17 protein-coding genes and 1 pseudogene are annotated in these 22226 nt (G+C 61.6%); 15 read left to right on the forward strand and 3 right to left on the reverse strand.

Annotated features, from left to right (window positions below; translation table 11 throughout):
• Positions 1-139: 139 nt before the first annotated feature.
• The 3 genes from SALLO_RS0109145 to pdxA are packed head-to-tail and all read left to right on the forward strand — an operon-like array spanning position 140 to position 3918.
• Positions 140-1249 carry a DHH family phosphoesterase gene (locus tag SALLO_RS0109145; protein ID WP_228702798.1) on the forward strand — a complete coding sequence of 370 codons (1110 nt, stop codon included), beginning with the start codon at positions 140-142 and terminating at the stop codon, positions 1247-1249.
• Between the two features lie 48 nt (positions 1250-1297).
• Positions 1298-2797, forward strand: a complete 1500-nt coding sequence (locus SALLO_RS0109150; RefSeq protein ID WP_022836007.1) for a leucyl aminopeptidase family protein — start codon at positions 1298-1300, stop codon at positions 2795-2797.
• Between the two features lie 44 nt (positions 2798-2841).
• Entirely contained in the window at positions 2842-3918 is a 1077-nt protein-coding gene (pdxA, locus tag SALLO_RS0109155) for a 4-hydroxythreonine-4-phosphate dehydrogenase PdxA (protein ID WP_022836008.1), read from the forward strand.
• 90 nt (positions 3919-4008) lie between these two features.
• Here the strand turns inward: pdxA and SALLO_RS0109160 are convergent, their stop codons facing one another.
• Positions 4009-5463, reverse strand: a complete 1455-nt coding sequence (locus tag SALLO_RS0109160; RefSeq protein ID WP_022836009.1) for a Glu/Leu/Phe/Val family dehydrogenase — start codon at positions 5461-5463, stop codon at positions 4009-4011.
• A 167-nt stretch (positions 5464-5630) separates the two neighbouring features.
• On the opposite strand from SALLO_RS0109160, the gene SALLO_RS16335 reads away from it, so the two are divergent.
• The 6 genes from SALLO_RS16335 to SALLO_RS18925 all read left to right on the forward strand — a co-directional run bounded on the left by SALLO_RS16335 (position 5631) and on the right by SALLO_RS18925 (position 12519).
• Complete coding sequence (locus tag SALLO_RS16335; protein ID WP_022836010.1) at positions 5631-7634, forward strand: cation:proton antiporter; 2004 nt, start codon at positions 5631-5633, stop codon at positions 7632-7634.
• Between the two features lie 16 nt (positions 7635-7650).
• Positions 7651-8550 (forward strand): glycerophosphodiester phosphodiesterase, encoded by a 900-nt coding sequence (locus SALLO_RS16340; RefSeq protein ID WP_022836011.1) that lies wholly within the window; start codon positions 7651-7653, stop codon positions 8548-8550.
• Positions 8551-8746: 196 nt separating this feature from the next.
• Positions 8747-10897 (forward strand): amino acid permease, encoded by a 2151-nt coding sequence (locus SALLO_RS0109175; protein WP_022836012.1) that lies wholly within the window; start codon positions 8747-8749, stop codon positions 10895-10897.
• Positions 10898-10905: 8 nt separating this feature from the next.
• Positions 10906-11700, forward strand: coding sequence for a class I SAM-dependent DNA methyltransferase (locus tag SALLO_RS0109180; RefSeq protein ID WP_157621360.1), 795 nt, complete (start codon positions 10906-10908; stop codon positions 11698-11700).
• Between the two features lie 220 nt (positions 11701-11920).
• Positions 11921-12166, forward strand: a complete 246-nt coding sequence (locus tag SALLO_RS18920) for a DUF433 domain-containing protein (RefSeq protein WP_084696327.1) — start codon at positions 11921-11923, stop codon at positions 12164-12166.
• Positions 12163-12519, forward strand: coding sequence for a DUF5615 family PIN-like protein (locus tag SALLO_RS18925; protein WP_084696232.1), 357 nt, complete (start codon positions 12163-12165; stop codon positions 12517-12519). The genes SALLO_RS18920 and SALLO_RS18925 overlap by 4 nt, the downstream gene beginning before the upstream one ends.
• Positions 12520-12568: 49 nt before the next feature.
• Here SALLO_RS18925 and SALLO_RS0109190 read toward each other — a convergent pair whose 3' ends face one another.
• Positions 12569-12832 carry a hypothetical protein gene (locus SALLO_RS0109190; protein WP_157621362.1) on the reverse strand — a complete coding sequence of 88 codons (264 nt, stop codon included), beginning with the start codon at positions 12830-12832 and terminating at the stop codon, positions 12569-12571.
• Between SALLO_RS0109190 and SALLO_RS16345 the strand changes: the two genes are divergently transcribed.
• Positions 12816-13145: a hypothetical protein gene (locus SALLO_RS16345; RefSeq protein ID WP_157621364.1), complete on the forward strand. Its 330-nt coding sequence runs from the start codon at positions 12816-12818 to the stop codon at positions 13143-13145. The two genes, SALLO_RS0109190 and SALLO_RS16345, sit on opposite strands and share 17 nt — an antisense overlap.
• Here SALLO_RS16345 and SALLO_RS18930 read toward each other — a convergent pair.
• A pseudogene (locus SALLO_RS18930) lies at positions 13135-13296 on the reverse strand (HIT family protein); the annotation flags it as partial. The gene SALLO_RS16345 and the pseudogene SALLO_RS18930 overlap by 11 nt on opposite strands.
• Before the next feature lie 262 nt (positions 13297-13558).
• On the opposite strand from SALLO_RS18930, the gene SALLO_RS18200 reads away from it, so the two are divergent.
• The 5 genes from SALLO_RS18200 to SALLO_RS0109225 all read left to right on the forward strand — a co-directional run bounded on the left by SALLO_RS18200 (position 13559) and on the right by SALLO_RS0109225 (position 22146).
• Positions 13559-14464 carry a DUF4007 family protein gene (locus SALLO_RS18200; protein ID WP_022836016.1) on the forward strand — a complete coding sequence of 302 codons (906 nt, stop codon included), beginning with the start codon at positions 13559-13561 and terminating at the stop codon, positions 14462-14464.
• 5 nt (positions 14465-14469) lie between these two features.
• Positions 14470-18024 (forward strand): hypothetical protein, encoded by a 3555-nt coding sequence (locus tag SALLO_RS0109205; protein ID WP_022836017.1) that lies wholly within the window; start codon positions 14470-14472, stop codon positions 18022-18024.
• A 9-nt stretch (positions 18025-18033) separates the two neighbouring features.
• Positions 18034-18915 (forward strand): phosphoadenosine phosphosulfate reductase family protein, encoded by an 882-nt coding sequence (locus SALLO_RS0109210; RefSeq protein ID WP_022836018.1) that lies wholly within the window; start codon positions 18034-18036, stop codon positions 18913-18915.
• Between the two features lie 357 nt (positions 18916-19272).
• Positions 19273-20487: an IS256 family transposase gene (locus SALLO_RS0109220; RefSeq protein WP_022836020.1), complete on the forward strand. Its 1215-nt coding sequence runs from the start codon at positions 19273-19275 to the stop codon at positions 20485-20487.
• Between the two features lie 48 nt (positions 20488-20535).
• The gene (locus tag SALLO_RS0109225; protein WP_022836021.1) at positions 20536-22146 is read left to right on the forward strand and encodes a DEAD/DEAH box helicase; all 1611 of its coding nucleotides are present in this window, start codon (positions 20536-20538) and stop codon (positions 22144-22146) included.
• The last annotated feature ends 80 nt before the right edge of the window (positions 22147-22226 follow it).

The following is a 22226-nucleotide window of genomic DNA, read 5'->3' on the forward strand; positions in this document are numbered from 1 at the left end:
ACATTTACACCCGCCCTGCGGCCCGACGTTTCCCGTTGCGCGGGCCGCGCCCCAGGCGTTGCGGGTGCGTTGCGGGTGTGCGCCGCGTGTGCAAATCGGGCGCAGCGCTGAACCCCGTGCCTCACCTTCCGTTAGGTATATGCTATATCCTCTTGCACTGACTCGCGCGCTGCGCATGCTCGACCGCATTTGCTCTCTCATTCGCGACAACGAACGCTTCTTCGTTGTCACCCACATTCGACCGGATGGCGACGCGCTCGGGTCGCAGATTGCGCTGGGCCACTTCCTGAAGGCCCTGGGGAAAGAGGTGACGCTCCTCAACAGCGACGACCCGCCGCCCAATCTTGAGTGGATGCCCGGCATTGACGCCGTGGAGACCTTTGACGGGTCGGTGGCTTACCACGAGGCGCTCAACGACGCCGACGTCGTGTTTGTGGTGGACGCCAACGACGCCGATCGCCTCGGACGGCTCGGCCCCATCGTGGAGGCCGGCGCGGCCGATACGGTGCTCATCGACCACCACCAGGCGCCCGACACGTGGTTCACCGTGTCGTACGTGCGTAGCGAGGCGGCCGCCACCGGCGAGATGATTTACGACATCATTGCGGCGTACGATGCCGACCGCATCGACGCCACCATTGCCACGGCGCTGTACACCGCCATCATGACCGACACCGGCTCGTTTCGGTTCACGAGCGTCACGCCGCGCATCCACCGCATCATTGCCGATGTGCTGGAGCGCGGCAGCATTCAGCCGGCGCCCATCCACGAGCAGATCTACGACCGCAAGTCGATGCCCGCGCTTCGGCTGTTGGGCCTCATGCTCAATCGTATCCGGCTGCGCTACGACGGCCAGGTGGCGTACTCCATCCTCACGCAGCGCATGGTCGACGACGCGGGCGCAAGCTGGAACGACAAGGACGGCTTCGTCAACTACCTGCTTTCCATTGACGGCGTGCGCGCCGCGCTGCTCTTTAGCGAAGTGAACGACGGCGCGAAGATCAGCTTCCGCTCAGAAGCCGGCACCCGCGTAGACGAATGGGCCCGCAGCTTCGACGGCGGCGGCCACAAAAATGCCGCCGGGGCCTACGTGCGCCGTCCGTCCTTGAAAGAGGTCGTCGACCACGTGCTTGACGCCGCGCCGCGCTTCCTCGACCTTGCTCCCGAGGCGGCCACGCACAACATGCTCTCGGCCGAAGATGAAGATTACCTGCGCACGCTGATGGATGCGCAGCACGAAGACGCGTAACGCCTGCACGATGACGCCTCATCAGTTCCCTCACGCCCTGCTGTCCTCATGACCATTACCCGCTCCACCGACGCGCCGCTCGCGGCGACCCCCGACGTACTCATTGTCCCGCTTGTGGCCGCACCCGCACCGCCCTTGGTGGACGCCCTGACGGACGTGCTGGGGGACGGACTCTCCGCGGCCGTGCGCGACCTCAAGGACGACGCGGGCGCCACGCGCACCCTGTACCCCGATGCGCTGTTGGGCGGGCGCGCCGTGGTGGTGTCGTGCGGCCCGGCGGCCGAGGTGGATGCCGAAGCCCTGCGTATTGCCGCGGCCGCCGGCGTGTCCGCAGCACGCGAGGCCCCGGCCGATACCCTGGGCCTGCTGTGGCCCGACGTTGACCTGCCCACCGCGCGCATCGCCGAGGCCCTTGCGACCGGCGCCGTGCTGGGCGGCTACCGCTTTCGCCGCTACAAGACGGACGACGCGCCCGCCGTGCCCGGCACGCTGCACGTCTTCCCCAGCGATGATACCGACGGCACGGCCATCGATCGCGGGTTGCGCGCCGGACGCATCGCGGCACAGGCCGCCTGCACCGCGCGCGACTGGGTGAATCGCTCGCCCCACGAAAAATCGGCGCCCGCGTTCTCCGAGGCCCTGCAGGAATCCGGCGCCACCCATGGCTACGACGTAGCCGTGCTCGACCAGTCGGCCATCGAAAGCGAGGGGATGGGCGGGCTGCTGGCCGTGAATCGCGGCAGCCACGCGCCGCCCACCTTCAACATTCTCACGCACACGCCCGATGACGCCGTGAACCGGCGCCCCATCGTGCTGGTGGGCAAGGGCGTGATGTTTGACACCGGCGGCCTTTCGCTAAAGCCCACCAAGGACTCGATGGACATGATGAAGTGCGACATGGCCGGCGCCGCGGCCGTGATGGGCACGTTTGAGGCGCTGGCCGCGCTAGAGGTGCCGCTGCACGTCATCGGACTGATTCCGGCCACCGACAACCGGCCGGGCTATAACGCCTACGTGCCGGGCGATGTGGTACACATGCACGACGGCACCACCGTCGAGGTCCTCAACACCGACGCCGAGGGCCGCCTCTGCCTCGCCGACGCCCTCTCCTATGCCAAGCGCTACAACCCGACGCTTGCCATTGACCTGGCCACGCTCACCGGCGCCGCGGTGGTGGCGCTGGGCCACGAAGCCGCGGCCCTCATGACCGCCGAAGATGACGCCGCAGCCGAGCGCCTCTTTGCCATGCAGCGCGCCGGCGAGCGCACCGGCGAGCGCGTGCATCCGCTGCCCATGTACGACCGCTACGGCACGCTGCTGGAGAGCGACGTAGCCGACCTTAAAAATGTGGGCGGCCGGGCGGCGGGCAGCATCACGGCCGGGAAATTTCTGGAACACTTTGCCCCCAGCCCCTGGCTTCATCTTGACATTGCCGGCACGGCTTTTCTACAACAAAAGAAGGACTATCGCCCGGCCGGCGGCACGGGCTTTGGCGTGCGGCTGTTGGTCGACTTTTTGCGTGAATATGTGACGACGCATGCCGACTGATGCATGCGCCGCTGCTCTGTTCTGTTTTATGAACTCCGCTGCTTATGGCTATTCATCGCCCCACGTTTCAGCGCCCCTCGCCCGATCGTTCCCGCGGCAATGCCCCCCGCGTTGGCATCACCCTGGGCGACCCCAACGGCATCGGGCCGGAGGTCATCTTAAAGTGCCTGCATGAGCCCGAACTGCCGCCCATGCTGCCCCTGGTGATTGGCTCGCCGCACGTGCTGCGGGTGCACGCCGACACGCTGGGGTACTCCGACCTCACCATCCACGTGGTGGATGAGGTGCCGGAAACGGTTCCATCGGACGGCATCACGGTGCTGCGCGTGGGCGAGGAGACGCCCACGGTCTCGTTTGGCGCCGTCACGGCGGCAGGCGGTGCCCTGGCGATGGAGGCTGTGGCGCGTGCTGTGGATGCCTGCACGAGCGGCGCGCTCGATGCGATGGTCACCGCGCCCATCTCGAAGGACGCCATTGCCCAGGCCGGGCACACCGCGCCGGGGCACACCGAGTTTATCGCCGAACGCACCGGCACGGCCCAACCCACCATGATGATGGTGGCCGGGGGCTTGCGCGTGGGCCTCGTCACGGGCCACATCCCCGTCAGCCAGATTGCAGCCGGCATTACGCAGGAGGCCATCTTGCAGAAGCTCCGCGTGTTGGAGCGCTCGCTCACCGTCGACTTTGGCATTGAGGCGCCGCGCATTGCGGTGCTGGGCCTCAATCCGCACGCGGGCGACGGGGGCGTGTTGGGCCGCGAGGAGGAGCAGATCATCGGTCCGGCGCTGGCGCGCGCCCGCGGCGAAGGATTCGACGTGGAGGGCCCGCTGCCGGCCGATGGCTACTTTGCCACGCAGCTTGACGAAGGCTACGACGCGGTGCTGGCCATGTACCACGACCAGGGGCTGGTGCCGTTTAAGGCGCTTGCGTTCGACCGCGGCGTCAACTACACGGCGGGCCTGCCCATTGTGCGCACCTCGCCCGATCATGGCACGGCCTACGGCATCGCCGGCAAGGGCATGGCGCTGCCCGGCAGCATGCGCAGCGCGCTAGAGCTCGCCGTGGTGGTGGCCCAGAACCGTGCGCGCTACGAGGATGCCGCCCAGCGTGTGCTTCCCTAGCGGGCGTTGCATACCACCGACAACACAACGAAAGGGGCGATGCCACACCGGCACCGCCCCTCTTTCGTGTCCGCAAAAAGAAGCCGTCGATCACGGGAAAATGCCCATATCGGCGTACGACTTGGCAATCTTGTTGATCGCGCTAATGAAGGCGGCCGTCCGCATGTCCACGCCCTTCTCCTCGCGGATGATGCGGATCTCGTCGTAGGCAAACGCCATCGTGTCTTCGAGGCCGGAGTTGACGAGGTCTTGTTCGCTCGCGCCAAACCCGATCCGCTCGATGAGGCTGTCGAGCAGTTCGTTGTCGAAGTGCTCAGCCGTCAGCTCGTCAACGGCCCGCAGGATGCGCTCGGCATTTCGCTCCTCGAAGCGCCGGCTCATGCGGCCATGGCGCACGTGCGAGAGGTTGCGGAGCCACTCGAAGTACGAGACCGTCACGCCGCCCGCGTTCAGGTACACATCGGGAATGAGAAGCACGCCGCGCTCGCGCAGCATCTGATCGGCCTGGGCCGTCACCGGTCCGTTGGCCGCCTCGCCAATAATTTTGGCCTGAATATTTGACGCGTTCTCCTCTGTAATTACGCCCTCTAGTGCCGCCGGAACGAGCACATCGCACGGCAGCTCCAGCGCCTTGGCCGACTCCGCGATGTTGCGGGCGCCGGGGAAGTCGAGGATCGATCCGGTGGTGCGGCGGTGCTCCACCACCGCGTCTACATCCAACCCGTCGGGGTCATAGATGGCGCCTTCAATCTCGGCGATGCCCACGATAACGGCGTCGCCCTCGTCTTGCATGATGCGCGCCGTGTGGTAGCCCACATTGCCCAGCCCCTGAATGACAACCGTTTTACCGGCCATGCCGGCATCGAGGCCCATGCGCTCCATGTCGCGTGCGTAGCTGCACGCCTCGCGCACGCCATAGTACACGCCGCGTCCCGTGGCCTCGGTACGGCCACGCACGCCGCCCTGCCCCACCGGCTTGCCCGTGACCGACGCCAGGCCGTTGAGGTCGTCGTCCGTCATCTGGTTGTAGGTGTCCATGATCCACGCCATCTCGCGCGACCCGGTGCCGTAGTCGGGCGCCGGCACATCCACGCCCGGCCCAATAAAGTTCTTGCGGATCAACTCGAACGTGTAGCGCCGGGTGATGCGCTCCAGCTCGGCGGCCGAGTACTGGCGCGCGTCGATGCACACCCCGCCCTTGGCGCCGCCAAACGGTACGTCGACAATGGCGCACTTGTAACTCATGAGCGCCGCGAGGGCCATCACCTCGTCCACGTTTACATTGGGGGCGTAGCGGATGCCGCCCTTCGTCGGTTTCTTGTGATGGCTGTGCTCGGCGCGGTACGCCTGCACCACATCAATGCTGCCATCGTCGCGCTTTATCGGAAACTCGAAGCGCACAATGCCGTCGCACGCCCGAATCTGGTGAAGGATGCCCTCAAGATGATCGGTGTGGGCAGCAGCGGCATCGAACATGCGGTTGACCTGCGCAAAGAAGCCGTGCGCAGAGCCGTTCTGAGTGGTTGCAGGGGCCGAAGGGGTCATAGAGGCACAAGGGGCCGAGTGCACAAAACAGATGGATATACCGTCATAAAACGGGAGCACGCGCCAAACTGCAAGCGCTTCCATGCCCCGCGCGCAACCTCTACTCAGATTTCAGCAGACCTCACATCCGATTTCACACCTTCGGATCCCGCTGCCATAGGGCTGGTATGAGCGACCAAGCAAACCCTGTTCATACCATTCATGCCTTTGTGCCCGAATCGATACTATTGGATATTACCACGGTCATCGTCCTGGGCGTTGGCGCGCAGTGGCTGGCTTGGCGCTTTCGGCTGCCGTCCATTTTATTACTGTTGCTGGCCGGATTTTTGGCGGGCCCCGTGCTGCAAATCCTGAGCCCCACGGCACTTCAGCAAGACTGGCTGTTTGCGTTTGTGTCGCTCTCCATTGGCATCATCCTGTTCGAAGGCGGCCTCAGCCTGCGCCTCTCGGAGCTGCGCGAGGTGGGGTCTACCGTGCGCAACCTCATTACGGTGGGCGTCCTCGTTACGTGGGCCTTGGGCACGCTGGGCGCCTTTTACCTCTTGGATTTTGGGTGGAGCCTCGCGATTCTTGTGGGCGCCATTCTGACGGTCACCGGGCCTACGGTGGTCATTCCGCTGCTGCGGCACATCCGCCCGAAGGGGCGCGTGAGCACGGTGGCCAAGTGGGAGGGCATCACCATCGACCCGGTGGGCGCCATCCTGGCCGTGCTTGTGCTCGAAACGCTCCTGTTGCTCGAAACCCCCACGCAGCACGCGACCAACGTGGCGGCGGCGGCCGAGCACGTAGCCATTGGCCTGGGACTCGCGGTATTTGTGGCGTTGGGCGTGAGCATCGCGGCCACTGCGCTGCTTGTGGTGATCCTGCAGCGCCGCCTCGTGCCCGACTTCCTGCGCAACCCCATGACGCTCATGATCGTGGCGGCGGCGTTCGTCACGTCCAACGTCTTGCAGGAGGAATCGGGGCTGCTGGCCACCACCATCATGGGCATCGCACTGGCCAACCAGCCGTACGTGTCGGTGCAGCGCATCGTCGAGTTCAAGGAAAACCTGCAGGTGCTGCTCATCGGCTCGCTGTTCATCCTGCTGAGCGCCCGCCTGGAGATGAGCGCGCTGCAATACATTGACGGCTCGGTGCTCCTCTTTCTGGCGCTCCTCGTCTTTGTGGTGCGCCCGCTGGCCGTGTGGATCTCCTCCTTTGGCACGCCGCTGGAGTGGGGCGAAAAGATATTTCTGTCGTGGCTTGCGCCGCGTGGCATTGTGGCCGCCGCGGTGGCCTCGCTGTTTGCCTTCAAGCTGGAACCCATCTACCCGCAGCAGGTGGGCGCCCTCGTGCCGGTCGTGTTTGCCGTGATTGTAGGTACGGTGGCCACGTACGGGCTTACGGCCGGTCCGCTGGCGCGGTGGCTCGACCTGGCCGACCCCAACCCGCAGGGCTTGCTCTTTGTGGGCGCCAACCGCTGGGTGCGCATGGTGGCGCGCTTCGTGCAAGACCTGGGCTTCGACGTGAAGCTCATCGACACGAACCCCGACAATGTGGAGGAGTCGCAGGCGGAAGGCCTCACCGCACGGCGCGCCAATGCGCTCTCGGAGGCCGTGCTCGACGACGTGGACCTCAGCGGCGTGGGCCGCGTGCTCATCACCATTCCCAACGAGGAGGTGGCGGCCCTGGCGGCGCTTCACTTCTCCGAGGTGTTCGAGTCGACCGACATCTACCAGCTCTCGGCCAAAACCGAAAAACATGCCGAGGAGGGCGAGGAGCTGCCCCGCCACCTGCGCGGACGGCCGCTCTTTGGCGAGCGCACCACGTACCAAGACATCGAGCGGCAGGTGAAGCACGGCGCTACGCTCAAGGTCTTCAAGCTCTCGGACGATTTCCCCACCGATGAGCGGCAGGAGTACTACACGCTCTCCGACATCCTGGAGGAATACAAGGACCACACCATCACGCCGCTGTTTTTGGTGCGCAGCACGGGCACGCTCGAAATCGTTTCGGAGGCCGAGCAGTTTACGCTGCGCCCCGACGACCGCTTTGTGGCGCTTGTGGACCATGACGGCCCAGCTTCCACCGACCCAGCGCCCAACGTGAACCAAGCGGTGTTCGAGATGCACTCGCTGCCGTCGTACACCAACACCAACGGCCGGTCGCTGCCGGCCGAGACCTCGCCTTAATCTTTTGCATGCCTCCATGCTTGCTGCTCTCCTCGCGCTCCTGCTTCTTACGCCGCCCGATACTGTGCGCACGCCGGATGGATTTGACCTGCAGGGCCACCGCGGCGCGCGGGGCTTGGCCCCCGAAAACACGTGGCCCGCGTTTAAAAAGGCGCTGGCGCTGGGCGTCACCACGCTGGAGATGGACGTGGTGATCAGCCAAGACGGCCGGGTGGTGGTCTCGCACGACCCGTGGATGTCGCCCGCCTTCTGCCAAACGCCCGACGGCGCGCCCGTGCAATCCCTGCAGCATGTGCTGTACCAGATGCCCTACGCCCGCATCCGCCAGTTCGACTGCGGGCAACGCCCGAACCCGGAGTTTCCGGAGCAGCAACTGACGTCCGCCCCCAAGCCGCTGCTGCGCACCGTGATTGAACGGGCCGAGGCCTACACGCGCACGCACGACCGGCCGGCCGTCTTTTACAACATCGAGACGAAGAGCCGTCCGGGCGGCGACGGCCAGCTGCACCCGCCGCCCGACACCTTCGCGCAGGCGGTGTACGACGTGCTGCAGGCCACCGGCGTCACCGCGCGCAGCACGCTGCAGTCGTTTGATGTGCGCACGCTGCAGGTGGCCCACCGCCGGGACTGGCCGATTCGCCTCGCCCTTCTTGTGGCCGACGGGTGGGGGCCCGACACCCTTCCCGAGCAGCTGGCGGCCCTCGGCTTTACGCCGGCCATCTACAGCCCGGAGCATACGCTGGTGGACGCTGCCTTGGTGGAGGCCGTGCACGAACGCGGCATGCAGCTCATCCCGTGGACCGTGAACGACCCCGACCGCATGCGCCGCCTCATCGGCCTGGGCGTCGATGGGCTCATCACCGACTACCCAAACCGGGCCCTGCCGGTGCTTAGCAACACCGAGCCTGCAGACTGATCCCGCCGTGGCAGCGCATCGTACCGGCCGAACGCAACATCTCTGTCAATCCCATACGCAGCGCGTCACCTCGTCTTACGGCCCGCGTAGGACGGGCCTCTGACGCACAAAACAGAAATTCTTGGCAGGCCAGCGCGCCTGTCGTTCCCGCAACGGCCTTTTCCGGCCGCCCTAACAACCCTCGATTGCCTTTCGCATGCCGAAGACAACCGAAGCGCTCGACAAAAATCTAACCCTGTTCGACGTGTACGCGATCAGTACAGGGGCCATGTTTAGCTCGGGATTTTTCTTGCTGCCGGGCATCGCCTCTGCTGAAACCGGACCGTCTATCATCCTTGCCTATCTCGTGGCGGGGCTGCTCATCTTGCCGCCCATGTTTAGCATTGCCGAGCTGACCACCGCAATGCCGAAGGCCGGCGGCGCGTACTACTTTTTGGATCGCAGCCTGGGGCCGCTCGCCGGAACCGTTGGCGGGCTGGGCACCTGGCTGGCCCTCGCCTTCAAAAGTGCGTTCGCGCTCATCGGCATGGGGGCCTACCTGGCGCTGTTTGTCGAGCTTCCCATCAAGCCGCTTGCCGCTGCGCTCACCGTGGCTTTTGCCGTGCTCAACATTGTGGGCGCGAAGGAGACCAGCGGGCTGCAGCGCATCTTGGTGACGGTGCTCGTTTCCGTGCTGGTGTTTTACGTGGTGCAGGGCCTCATGACCGTCGCCGGCATGGAACCCGCGGCCATCGGCAAGCAACTGACGCCGTTCCTCCCGTTTGGGCCCACCGGCTTCGCGAGCACCATTGGGCTGGTGTTTGTATCGTACGCCGGCCTCACCAAGGTCGCCAGCGTGGCCGAGGAGGTGCAAAACCCCGACCGCAACATTCCGCTGGGCATGGGGCTGTCGCTGCTTACCGCCACGTTCATCTACGTCGTGGGTACGTTCATCATGGTGGCCGTGCTCGATCCGCAGGCGCTGCGCGAAGACCTCACGCCGGTGGCCACTTCGGGCGAGGTGTTTCTGAACTGGCTCCCGGAGCCCGCCGGTCTCATCCTCATCGTGGTGGCAGCCATTGCCGCGTTTGCCTCCACCGGCAACGCGGGCATTCTCTCGGCCTCCCGCTACCCGTTGGCCATGGCCCGCGACCGCCTGGTGTCGCCCCGGTTTGCCACCCTGGGGCGCTTCGGGACGCCCACACTGGCCATTTTGGTGACGTCTGCCCTCATGCTGGCCATCATCTTTGGGTTCTCGGAGGAAGGCGTGGCCAAACTGGCGAGTGCGTTTCAGCTGCTGCTCTTTGCGCTCGTTAATTTCGCCGTCATCATCATGCGCGAAAGCCAGCTGCCGTCGTATGCGCCGGGCTACCGCTCGCCGCTGTATCCGTGGATGCAGATCGCGGGCATCGTGTTTTCGCTGCTGCTCATTGCCGAGATGGGCAACCTGTCGATCTTGTTCACCGCCTTCCTGGTGATTGTGGGCATCGGGTGGTACTTTTACTACGCTCGCCTCCACGTCACGCGCGAAGGCGCGATCTACCATCTGTTTGCGCGCCTGGGCCGGTACCGCCACGACGACCTCGATACCGAGCTGCAGGGCATCTTGGAAGAGAAAGGATCGACGGAGGTCGACTCGTTCGACCGGCTCGTGGCCCGCGCCGATGTGCTCTTTCGGCCGGCGCCCCACACGTACGCAGACGCCGTCGCGGCGGCCGCTGAGCGCCTGAGCGAACGCATCGACGCGACGCCTGAAGCGATTAGCCGCTACTTTTTGGAGGGGTCGCCTTACAGCAGCGTCAGCGTCTCGCACCAGGCGGTGCTGCCGTACGCGCTCCTTCCAAACCTGGAGCGCGAGGAGCTGGTGATGATTCACTGCGCCGGCGGCGTTGAGGTGTCGCTCGACGATGCGCAGGCCCCGGGTGAGGGCATCAGCGGCACCGCAGGCCGCACCGCCACCGCCTATGCCCTGTTTTTCCTGGTGAGCCCGCGCGAGGACCAGAGCCTGCACCTGCGCACGCAGGCCGCGCTCGTCCACCGGATTGAGGATGCCTCCTTCATGACGGAGTGGCGCGAGGCCACCAACGAGCAGCAGGCCAAGGAGACGCTGCTGCACCACGAGCGGTACCTGTCGCTGCACCTGGTGGCCGAGAGCGCGGCGGCCGACTTCATCGATCAGCGGGTGGCGGATCTCAACATTCCCGCGAGCACGCTTGTGGCCCTCGTGCGCCGCAACGGCGCCATCATGGTGCCGCGCGGCGACACCGTGTTGCATGCCGGCGATCGCATCACCATTATTGGCGACCCGGCCGGCATCGAGCGCCTGTACGAGCTGTATCGTCAGCGCCACGGGGTGACGCGCCGCTAAGCCCCCACGTGCCTCGCCTTCCCACGCCTGCCCCTGCCATGCGCCACGTGCCGCCCTATGCCGCCCTTGCCGCCGGGTACGACGCGGTGATGGATCACGTGGATTACGGCGGATGGGCGGCGCACGTGCATGCCCTGCTGAGCCGCCACGACGCGCCCGGCCCGCGGCTGCTTGAGCTGGCCGGCGGCACCGGACGGCTGGCGCGCCACCTGCAACCGATGGGTCCGTACCGCTACCTGTGTACCGATGGGAGCGCCGCGATGGTGCGCGGGGCCTGCCGCACCGCCCGCGCGGCATCGGCCGCCTTTTGTTGCGCACGGGCCACCTTTCCGGCCCTGGCCACGGCAGCGGTAGCGCATCACGCGCCCTTCGATGCTGCCGTCTGCTGCTACGACAGCGTCAACTACCTGCGCGCCCCCGCGGCCCTCGGTCGGTTGTTTGCGCGCGTCGCCGCGCTGCTACGGCCGGGCGGCGTGTTCGTGTTTGACCACGTCACGCCGCGGCACGGCCACGTGCACGGCGACGACTTTCACGACACCGGCACCACCGCGGCCTTCTCGTACCGGCGCACGAGCGCGTACGACCCGTCGACGCAGACGCAGCGCACGGTGTTCACGCTCACCCGTCCGGACGGCACCGGCGCCCGCGAGGTACACGTGCAGCGCCTGTACGCCCCCGGCACGGTAGCGGCGCGCCTCGCCGAGAGTCCGCTGCAGGTGCTGGGCCCCTACGACGGGTTCACCACGCGGCCCGCGCATGACCACAGCCTCCGCGTGCACTGGGCGGTGCGGCGGCCCACGTAGCGGAAACAGGGAGCACGCCCGATAGCGCACGAGCATCGGGGTGAAAACGATTGATCAGATCCTTAACCGTCCACGAAACGTCGAATACAAAAGCAATCGGCCGACCCGACGTGCAAGGGCACAATACCACCAGCAGCCTGTAATCCAACCGGGAACACCGTAGCCAACCCCAGTGCTGCCGTGGCATCCCGACCAATTCTTCGAAACCAGCCTAAACACCATGTCCAACGAACCAAGAACCCGCATCTCGGTGAACCCGAATGTGCACTTCGGCAAACCGTGTGTGACCGGTACCCGAATCCCTGTTCGGGACGTGTTGGAACTCCTACGGGCGGGTCGCTCACTTGACGCAATAACCACACACTACTATCCGGTTCTTGAGAAGGCCGACGTACAGGCTTGCGTGCAGTACGCGATTGACACCATCGATGCTGAACACCTGCACGTAACCACGTCGTCCTCGTGAACATATTAGCGGATCACGATGTCTGGGCAGTGACTCTCGGAGTATTGAATGACGCAGGACACGACGTGGTGACTGCGTCGGATATTGGCATGGCTCAAGCTAAAGATACGGAGCTTCTGGAGCACGCCATTCGCGAAAGCCGTGTTCTGGTTACTCGTGATCGCGACTTCGGACGTCTTGTCTTTGCCGACGACCGAGCCGCTGGAATCCTTTACCTTCGGATTCGGCCTTCGACTGAAGATGCCGTTCACAACGAGTTGCTGCACGTACTCGACCAACACTCAGAAGCTGAGATTCTAAGGTCGTTTATCGTCGTTGAGCCGGGGCAGTATCGAATTCGAGATCTCCGGTAATGCATCCATCTCATGATTCAAAATACCACAGGTGGATAGGGACTGGGGTTTAGCTCCGAATGATGCTCCACTGAATCTGCGCCTTGCTCCGGCCCTCCCACTTCTCCTTCAGCTCGCGCACACCGGCGATGCCGACGCGGCAGATAAAGTCGAGGAGGTCGGATTCATCTTCCAGTGGATGATCGAGCTTCTTCGCGTACCACTGCGCGACAGCCGACACGGGAAGTTTGGCGTCGTCGAGGTACATCGCGCGAATGAGTTCCTGGCGGCTCGCGTGTTCGTCGGGCGGCGTGTTCGTGTTTGACCACGTCACGCCGCGGCACGGCCACGTGCACGGCGACGACTTTCACGACACCGGCACCACCGCGGCCTTTTCGTACCGGCGCACGAGCGCGTACGACCCGTCGACGCAGACGCAGCGCACGGTGTTCACGCTCACCCGTCCGGACAGCACCGGCGCCCGCGAGGTACACGTGCAGCGCCTGTACGCCCCCGGCACGGTAGCGGCGCGCCTCGCCGAGAGTCCGCTGCAGGTGGTGGGCCGCTACGACGGGTTCACCACGCGGCCCGCGCATGACCAAAGCCTCCGCGTGCACTGGGCGGTGCGGCGGCCCGTCAATCTGTAGCCCGATAATTCGCTTTTCCGGGAATGACGGCACGGATGCCGCCCGTTGGGTCCTCCACGTCGCCCGTGCGGCGCGGGATGATGTGCACATGCGCATGCGGCACCGTTTGCCCCGCCGCGGCACCGCTGTTGAATCCGACGTTGAAGCCGTCGGGCGCATGCCGTGCATTGAGGAGGGCTCACAGCTAGCCGAACAACCTGCTTCTCCACAGGTACATACTATCCAATCATTAAATTAATTTTTATTACAAATATATAAAATAAATAATTATTGATAGTTAGGTCATCTTAGTCAAGCCACATTAGAGTTGTGGTCTTGTATTCGGATCCACAGAGGCCTATACTGTATTTGGCAGTAACGCTGGTGGTGCTTACCAGCACGGATATTTCTGACGCTAACTTGGTGGTAAAACGGTGCGCATCTCTTTTTCCGGTCACGAGACATTTCCCCTTCGCTTCAATTGGCTTAAGAAGGCCGTTGACGCTTCAAGTGATGAACCGGGAATCTTCAATGACGACTGGGCTATCGCAGAGTTTGGGGTAGGGAAGAACATGGTTCGGGCAATCCGTCATTGGGGATTGGCGTGCGGGGTATTGCAGGAGGACCCTGACGTAACCGGCGGATACATACCGACAGATTTCGGGCAGGCACTCTTTGGTGTGAACGGATGGGACCCCTATTTGGAAGATGTAGGTACGACGTGGCTTTTGCATTGGAAGTTATGTGCTCAACCTGAGCCTTCTCCGCTGTGGCACTTTGTCTTTGGACGGTGGTCCGGCCGAGAGATAGAAATGAGTTCGGTGCGAAACCCATTCGCCGACTGGGCCGAGCGTGAAGGAATCAGTTTGCCTGCGAACTCTACGCTCAAGCGTGACCTCAATTGCCTTTTAGCAACCTACGTGACTCGCCGGTCAACCCGTAGTGATTTAGAGGAGGCGCTCGGAAGTCCATTCACCGGGCTGAACCTTATTCACAAAACAGACGGCGTGCACCATTTCCGTCAGGGGCCACAACCGTCGTTGCCGACTGAAATCTTCGTCTATGCCGTGCTCAAATTTTGGAATGCCCGACGGGGAGAGGCGAAATCGATCTCTATACAAGAGATCTTGCAGGAAGGCGCAAGCCCCGGCCGGATTTTCAAGCTTGCTGAAAACCGGGCGTTCGACTTGCTACTGCAAGCCGATCAGTGGGAGAAGAAGCCCTTCACGTACAGGGATTCAGCCGGAAACCGTCAGCTCTTTCGGCAGGATGAATCGATATCGCCCGAAGACGTTCTCGAACGATACTACGCATCTGCACATCAACGCGTAATTGCATAAACCTCATGAATGATCTTTCGATAACGGTTCGGGGCCGTTTCAGACGTAGCGTAGACCTCGTCCGTGATTTCCATAGTGATGCTTCGCACATCACAGGGTACATTATCACGCCGACAGCCCAAAAGGTGCTTCAACACATGGGGGCGTCTTTGAAGGGCGACCACCCTGAGCGCGCCTGGACCCTCACGGGACCGTATGGCGGCGGAAAAAGCGCTTTTGCACTCTTTGCCTCACACATTGCCCGTGGGAATGAAGCGGCTCTTGATCACCTCCGCGAGGCGGATGAGTCGCTTGCCGAGGATTTTGCCCCTCTGCAAGCGTCTCCGTTTTGTCCTGTTCTGGTAGGGGGCGCACGTAAGCCCTTAAATGTGGCACTGCTGGAGGGGCTAGCGGAAGGGCTCGACGCATTTGCGGAAGAGCGCGCTGTAGATGGGGAAGAGGTCCGCGAGGATCTAGAAAACATCGCCGGCGAAGCGCGCACGATGGCCGGTGATACGAACGTGTCTGGCGAGATTACCACTGATCTGTTCGAAAAGGCCTCGGAGGCGGTCTATGCAAGCACGGGCGGCGGCCTCTTCGTGGTTGTTGATGAGCTGGGAAAGCTGCTTGAGTATGCAGCACTACATCCGGACCGAGGGGATATCTTTGTCCTGCAGCAACTCGCCGAGCGGGCGGCGCGGACGACTGAAAGCGAGCAGGCACCACTCTTTCTGACGACGATCCTTCATCAAGCGTTCGAGCGATACGCAAGTCAGTTGGACCGCACACAGCGGGAAGAGTGGCAAAAGGTGCAGGGACGATTCGAAGATGTTGCGTATGTCGAGCCGGCCGACGCCACGCTTCAGTTGCTTGCGGAAGCTATTGAGAGAGAAGACGATTCTGTTGCTGATGATTATGGGCACCTAGCCTCGGCGGTGACGGAGGCCGCACAGCTTCCCACATGGGTCGACAGGAAAGAGATCGAGCAGCTGCTCCGTCAGGCGCTCCCGTTGCACCCGTTGGTAGCTCTCTTGGTAGGACCGCTTTTCCGTCGCCTGGCGCAGAATGAGCGTTCCCTGTTTGCGTTTTTGGCATCGGGAGAGCCTAATGGATTTCTGGACGTACTGCGTCGCGAATCCGAGCAGGCAGAGGGACAAGCGATGCCACTCTACCGCCTCGACCACCTGTATGATTACTTGATGACTACGCTGGGGGCAACGCTCTTCAATCAGAGCACGAGTAAGCTCTGGGCAGAGACGGAAGCAGCACTCGGGAGCATGAAAGATCCAACTAAGCTCTCTCCGGTGCTATTGAAACAGATTGCCTTGCTCAACTTTGCTGGCGAGATGGCGGGCTTATCCGCCACGACCGATCTTCTCCACGCTTCTGTTGATGTTTCAGATGAACGCGTGGATGAGGAGCTCGATCGGCTTGTTCATGAGCGCGTCGTTGTCCGGCGCAAGTACAATGACACCTACGCAGTCTGGCAGGGGAGCGACATTGACATTGAGGAGGAGATAGAACAAGCGCGTTCGCGTGTCTCACCCGATGTGCCGCTCGCTGATCTCCTACGTGACGTTATTCCGCCGGCACCAGTGGCTGCCAATCGTCACTCTTATGAAACCGGCACCACGCGCGTGTTTGAGGTCGTCTACGCGACGGGTGATGCGTGGCGGGCGGCACTCGACGATGCGTCGAGTAAGGCAGATGGGCACATCGTATACGTGCTTCCAGAACGAGACGATCAACGGGAGGCACTCGTTGACACGCTGAAGTTGGAAGCCGATGATCCAATGACGTTTTTCGCCGTCCCTGACGGTGCTGGCACGCTCCACGAAGCCGTCTATGAGCTCAAATGCTTGAACTGGATCCGCAAAAATATGGAAGAGTTGCGCGGTGACAAAGCGGCCCGGCACGAGCTACGCGAGCGCCAATCTGATCTTGAGCAGCGGGTCGATACCCTGCTGAATCGTCTTATCGTTGCCAATGAAGATGGACGCAATCCGTGCCAGTGGATCAACGACGGAGCGACCTTCCGGGTCAGGAGTCGGCGAGCGCTGCAAGACCGGCTCTCTACAGCTTGCGACGAGGTGTTCACTAAGACACCAGAGATTCGGAACGAACTGCTGAATCTGCGCGAGCCCTCCCCGAGTGCCGTGCGAGGGCAGAAAAAGCTGCTTGAAGCCATGGTGCTTGGGGATGAGAACGCGGGCCGCGATCCGTCCAAAGACCGGCTCGGGATTGACGGGACGCCGGCCGAGTATGGCCTGTACGCGTCCATTGTCCGAGCGACCGGCATGCATCGCGAAGGGGAGGAGGGCGCCTGGTATTTCACCCACCCTTACGAGGATAAGAAGCCGGGCTGTTACGCCGTCTGGAAACGTATCGAGCAGCACTTCGACGAGGCAAAAGGGAAGCCCGTTTCCATTGACACCTTTTTTGACCTGCTTATCCAGCGGCCCTATGGAGTGCGCCAGGGACTCGTTCCCGTTTTCCTGTTCGCCTATTTCAAAGCCAACGAAGACGAGATTGCCGTCTATGAGAATGGCACGTTCCTGAAGCAGATCGATTACGGAACGATCGAGCGCCTGCTGAAAAACCCCGCGAAGTTTGACATGCAGCAGGTGTCGATCGCGGGCGTGCGCCAAGAGGTGCTTCAACATCTCGCGCCTCTCGTCGGCCTACCCGAAGATCAGCGCAAACCGTTACCTATCGTGCTACGGCTCCTTCGCCAGGTGCACGGCCTCCCCCCATTCGTCCGGAAGACCTCGCAGATGTCTGAGGAAGCAATGGCCGTCCGTGAGGCGCTGCACCGCTCGACGGATCCCACGGCGCTGCTCTTCGAAGAGCTTCCAGAAGCACTGAATGTGGGCGTCGACTCGTTCCTTTCCGCAGACGATATCAGCGAGGAAGAAATACGGGTCTTCGTCCGTGAGCTTCAGAAGACGATTCGGGAGATCACAGGTGCATACGACCAGCTCATTCGTAGCATCCAGCGCCGCGTAGCGGCCGCATTTCAAGTGCGGGCGAACGACGTGGAGGAGCAGCGCCACGAAATTGCAGAACGGGCTCAGGCGCTCGAACCGCACGTGTCCGATTCGGACCTGAAAGCCTTCGTGATTCGGGCGACTAACGAAATGATGGACACGCAGGCGTGGTACGAGTCGATTGCTTCATTGCTTGCCGACAAGCCGCCCGTCAAGTGGCTTGACGAGGACATCAACAGCTTCAAGTCAGAGGTCAAGCGAATTGCCCGAAAGTTTCGGAACCGCGAACCGCTCGTATTTGAGGGAGAGGCTGAGGATACGGAGAGCAAGGAAGAGCGCGAGGCCATGCGTCTCCATCGCATTCGTCTCGGGATCACAATGCTTGGAGAGCCCGAGCAAGAAACCGTTGTTCAAGTTCACCCGGAAGACGAAGAAATCGTCGAAGACATTGCAAAACGGGTGTACGACCTGCTCGAATCAGATGAGGTCTCGAAAGATAAGGACAAACAGGTGAAACTGGCTGCTCTTGGAAAGCTGATCCAGCGACTGAAAGACGAGCAGGAAACTTCGATGGACGCCGAATTCGACGCCTAAGACAAACCTATGAATGACCAAGAGACGCGCCACATCATCGCACTCAGCGGCGGTAAGGATAGCTCCGCGCTCGCCATCTACATGCGAGAGCCGAATCGCTGGCAAAAGCACTTAGGGAAGACGGAGGCTGAGCCTCGTGAGCCCATCGAAAACGTCGAGTTTGTATTTTGCGACACGGGCACGGAGCTGGAGGAGACGTACGAGTACCTCGATCAGCTCGAAACGAAACTTGGCAAGCCCATCATTCGCCTCCAGGCCGACTCGCCGCCCGACAAGACACCGTTCGATCACTATCTCGAGCTGTACGGCGGCTTCCTGCCGAGCGCAAACATGCGCTGGTGCACGCGCAACCTGAAGATTAAACCCTTCGAGAACTACATTGGCGATGATCCGGTGGTCAATTACGTGGGCATCCGGGCCGACGAAGACCGCGAGGGCTACATCAGCACGAAAGACAACATCACCTCGGTCTTTCCTTTCCGAGAAGATGGCATCGACAAGCAAGACGTCTACCGCATCTTAGAAGATAGCGGCATGGGCCGGCCGGAATACTACGACTGGCGCTCCCGGAGCGGCTGCTACTTTTGCTTCTTTCAACGCCGGAGCGAGTGGGTGGGCCTGAAGGAGAACCATCCCGAGCTCTTCGAGAAAGCGAAGGAATACGAAAAGGTCGACGAGGACACCGGGGAAGAGTTCACGTGGTCGGACACCGAGTCCCTCGACGAGCTCGAAAATCCAGAGCGGATCAAGGAAATCAAGGAGCGGACTGAAAAGCGGCGAGAACGGTTAAAGCAGGAAATGTCCAATCGATCCTTGATGAGTCTCTACTTCGAGGACGAGGTGCGGGATATGGAAGATGATGGTAAAGGATGTAATATTTGCCACCTCTAAGTCAATCGATTATCTAAGGTGATACCCGATCTCATACGATTTCACTAATTCGCATGGTCCTTCTTCTCACAAAACCAGTATTCCAGCTTTTATTGCCTCGCTTTATCACTAGAGCAAGATGTTTGTTGTATTTCGCCTCTTGCAACATGGAGACTGTTTCAGGCGCCAACTCAATGCCGTCTTCCTCGGCAGCTTGTCTAAGTTTCTCAATCTGCTCGACATCATCAAGTCCGAGGTGTTGATAATATAGGTTGAGTCACTAGTTTTGTGTAGAAGTGCAGGCTGAGTAGAAAAAGCCATCGCGTTCTGTCAGGTTGGAGTTTAGACCAGTCAACAACAACCGCAGACATACTGACGATGGCTACCTTTGAGATTACCATAGACGACGAGAAGATCCAAGACCTTTTGCAAGGAGACCGCGGCATGGCGGCTTTGCTCGAACCCATTCTGAATCAGCTCCTACAGGCCGAGATGTCCGAGCATCTCCGGGCCGAGCCGGGCGAGCGGACGACCGATCGCCGTGGCTGGCGCAATGGCTCCTACCGGCGGAGGCTCACCACGCGAGTGGGCACGCTGGAGCTGGAAGTGCCCCGTGACCGCGATGGTACCTTTCAGACGAGTCTCTTCGAGCGCTACCAGCGCAGTGAGAAGGCGCTGGTGTTGGCGCTGATGCAAATGGTCGTGCAAGGCGTCTCGACCCGCCGCGTCAAGAAGATCACCACCGAGCTGTGCGGGCGTGAGTTCAGCCGACAGACGGTATCTCGGCTGGCCGAGGGGCTTGACGAGCAGGTCGCCGCCTGGGCCAAGCGCCCACTGGGAGGTGGCACCTACCCGTTTTTGGTTCTCGACGCGATGCAGGTGAAGGTCAGGCAGCAGAGCGCGGTGCGCTCGACCACGGTACTCTTGGCCGTAGGCATTAGCGAAGCTGGCCAGCGGGAGATTCTGGGGCTGGACGTCGCCTTCGGAGAGACCGGCGAAGCGTGGCGCCGCTTCATAGGCCAGCTCAAGGCGCGTGGGCTCTCCGGTGTGGAGGTCGCCACCAGCGACGCGCACGAAGGCCTGCGCCAGGCGCTTGAGGCCGCCTTCCCAGGGCTCATATGGCAGAGATGCCAAGCCCACTTCCGGCGCAACGTCCTTGACCGGACGCCTGCTGGGCTCCGCGACCGGGTGCATGAGCTGCTCGATCGAATTCTGACGGCCCCTTCGCCGGAGCGCGCCCGCGAGGCGGTCGGCGAGGCCTGCGCGGAGCTGGAGGGGGCTGCTGACCGGGCCCTTGAAGTACTGGAAAGCGGCTGGGAGGAGGCGACTGCCGTCTTGGCCTTGCCGGCGAAGTATCGGCGCCGCTTGCGCACGACCAATATGCTGGAGCGCTTCATCGAGGAGATCCGCCGGCGAGAGAAAGTGGTTCGCATCTTCCCAAACGAAGAGGCGGCCCACCGCCTCATCGGCGCCCTTTGCGCCGAGCGGCATGAAGAGTGGTCGACAGGTCGGCGTTACCTGACGATGGATGCGTTCTTCGAGTGGAAGGCGTCCCTTGAACCTGACGGCGACTCGCTACCCGTTGCGGCATGAACCCATAACCTGGCAGAATGCCTTTTACACATAAAACGTGACTTGATCATGGTCCAATTCGACAGGCTTCTCGCACGAGCAGACGACGTAACACTCCAGACGCTCATCGGCCGGGAGTCGCTTCGTTTACTCCACGCCATCGACGAGAACCTCACGCTCCCCAGCCGGCTCCGACGGATTGTACTTGATCTCCACGGTCCAGCGGGACTGCTGACCGATACAAAGTCGCGCCGCCTTCTTTTCGACCTCCTGCGGCGCAGGGAGGCAGAACGCTTGGCCATCCTGCTTGGCGTAAACACGGGTGGTGATCTTTACCAATCTCTGAAAAAGGCTAGTATTTACAAAAACTCTGAGCGCGAAGAGCTGTTGTTCAACTTTTTCAATCTGGATCCGCCGGAACGCAAAGAGGTCAAGGTTGAACCCGCGTTAAAGAAGCACCTTCCAGCTTACGCCCTCTTTCCTCACCAAAGAACGGCAGCGCGCGGGATAAAGCGGTACTTAGACACCGAGCCCCGGCGTGTCGTGCTTCACATGCCGACAGGATCTGGAAAAACGCGGACTGCCATGAACATCATTGCGGAGCATCTGCGGAAAACAGAGCCCGGCTTCGTCGTCTGGCTTGCCTACAGCGAAGAGCTCTGTGAACAGGCAGCTTCCGAGTTCGAACGGGCCTGGAATCATCTGGGAAATCGGAAGATCAACATTCACCGGTTCTGGGGTTCGCACGACCTTAACCTCGATACCCTCGGAGACGGATTCATGGTTGCCGGTCTTGCGAAAATGTATAGCCTGGCAAAAAGACGCCTTTCACACATTGGGAAAATAGGCCAGCATTGCACCCTCGTCATCATCGACGAGGCCCATCAAGCCATTGCAGAGACGTACGGTCTTGTTCTCGAATCGCTTCTCGTGCATCACCGCAAACCTGGACTCCTGGGTCTTACAGCTACTCCGGGTCGCACGTGGGCTGACATTGAGGAGGATGAAAAGCTGGCCGACTTCTTTGCTCGCAACAAAGTTATTTTGGAAATCGAAGGCTACGACAACCCGATTGACTACCTCGTTGACAATGGATATTTGGCGGATGCCCACTTTGAGTCACTCTTTGTAGAGCCGGGTCTGGATTTGTCTCCTGAGGATCGAAGAAAAATCAAGGAGCAGCTCGATCTTCCCAAAAACGTCCTCCGTCAGCTGGCTGAAGACCAAGAGCGAAACACGGCGATCCTCGCCCGCCTGGAAGAGATGCTGCAACGTCATCAGCGCATTCTCTTCTTTGGTACCACGGTGAACCATGCCGAGGTTATGGCCACGGTTCTACAGTCGCGCGGGTACCAGGCTGCTGCAGTTACAGGCGAAACCGAGAGCGAGAAGCGCAAGCGATACATCAGAAAGTTTAAGAAGCGGACAGATCAGCCGATGATTCTCTGTAACTACGGTGTGCTAACAACTGGATTCGACGCGCCCGAGACCAGTGCAGCTCTCATTGCGCGTCCAACCAAATCATTAGTATTATATAGCCAGATGGTAGGTCGAGCGATTCGCGGACCCAAAGCAGGCGGAAATGAAGAGGCGGAAATCGTCACCGTCGTGGATCACAATCTTCCCGGGTTCAGCAGCGTTGCCGAAGCTTTCATGAACTGGGAAGATGTCTGGGAATGACACAAGTGGCACAATATTTGCAGTCTTCCAGGTAGAACTATACCTAACGTCGCATCTCTTCATACTCGATTGATTTTGAC

The sequence above is a fragment of the Salisaeta longa DSM 21114 genome (assembly GCF_000419585.1).
Classification (GTDB): Bacteria; Bacteroidota; Rhodothermia; order Rhodothermales; family Salinibacteraceae; genus Salisaeta; species Salisaeta longa.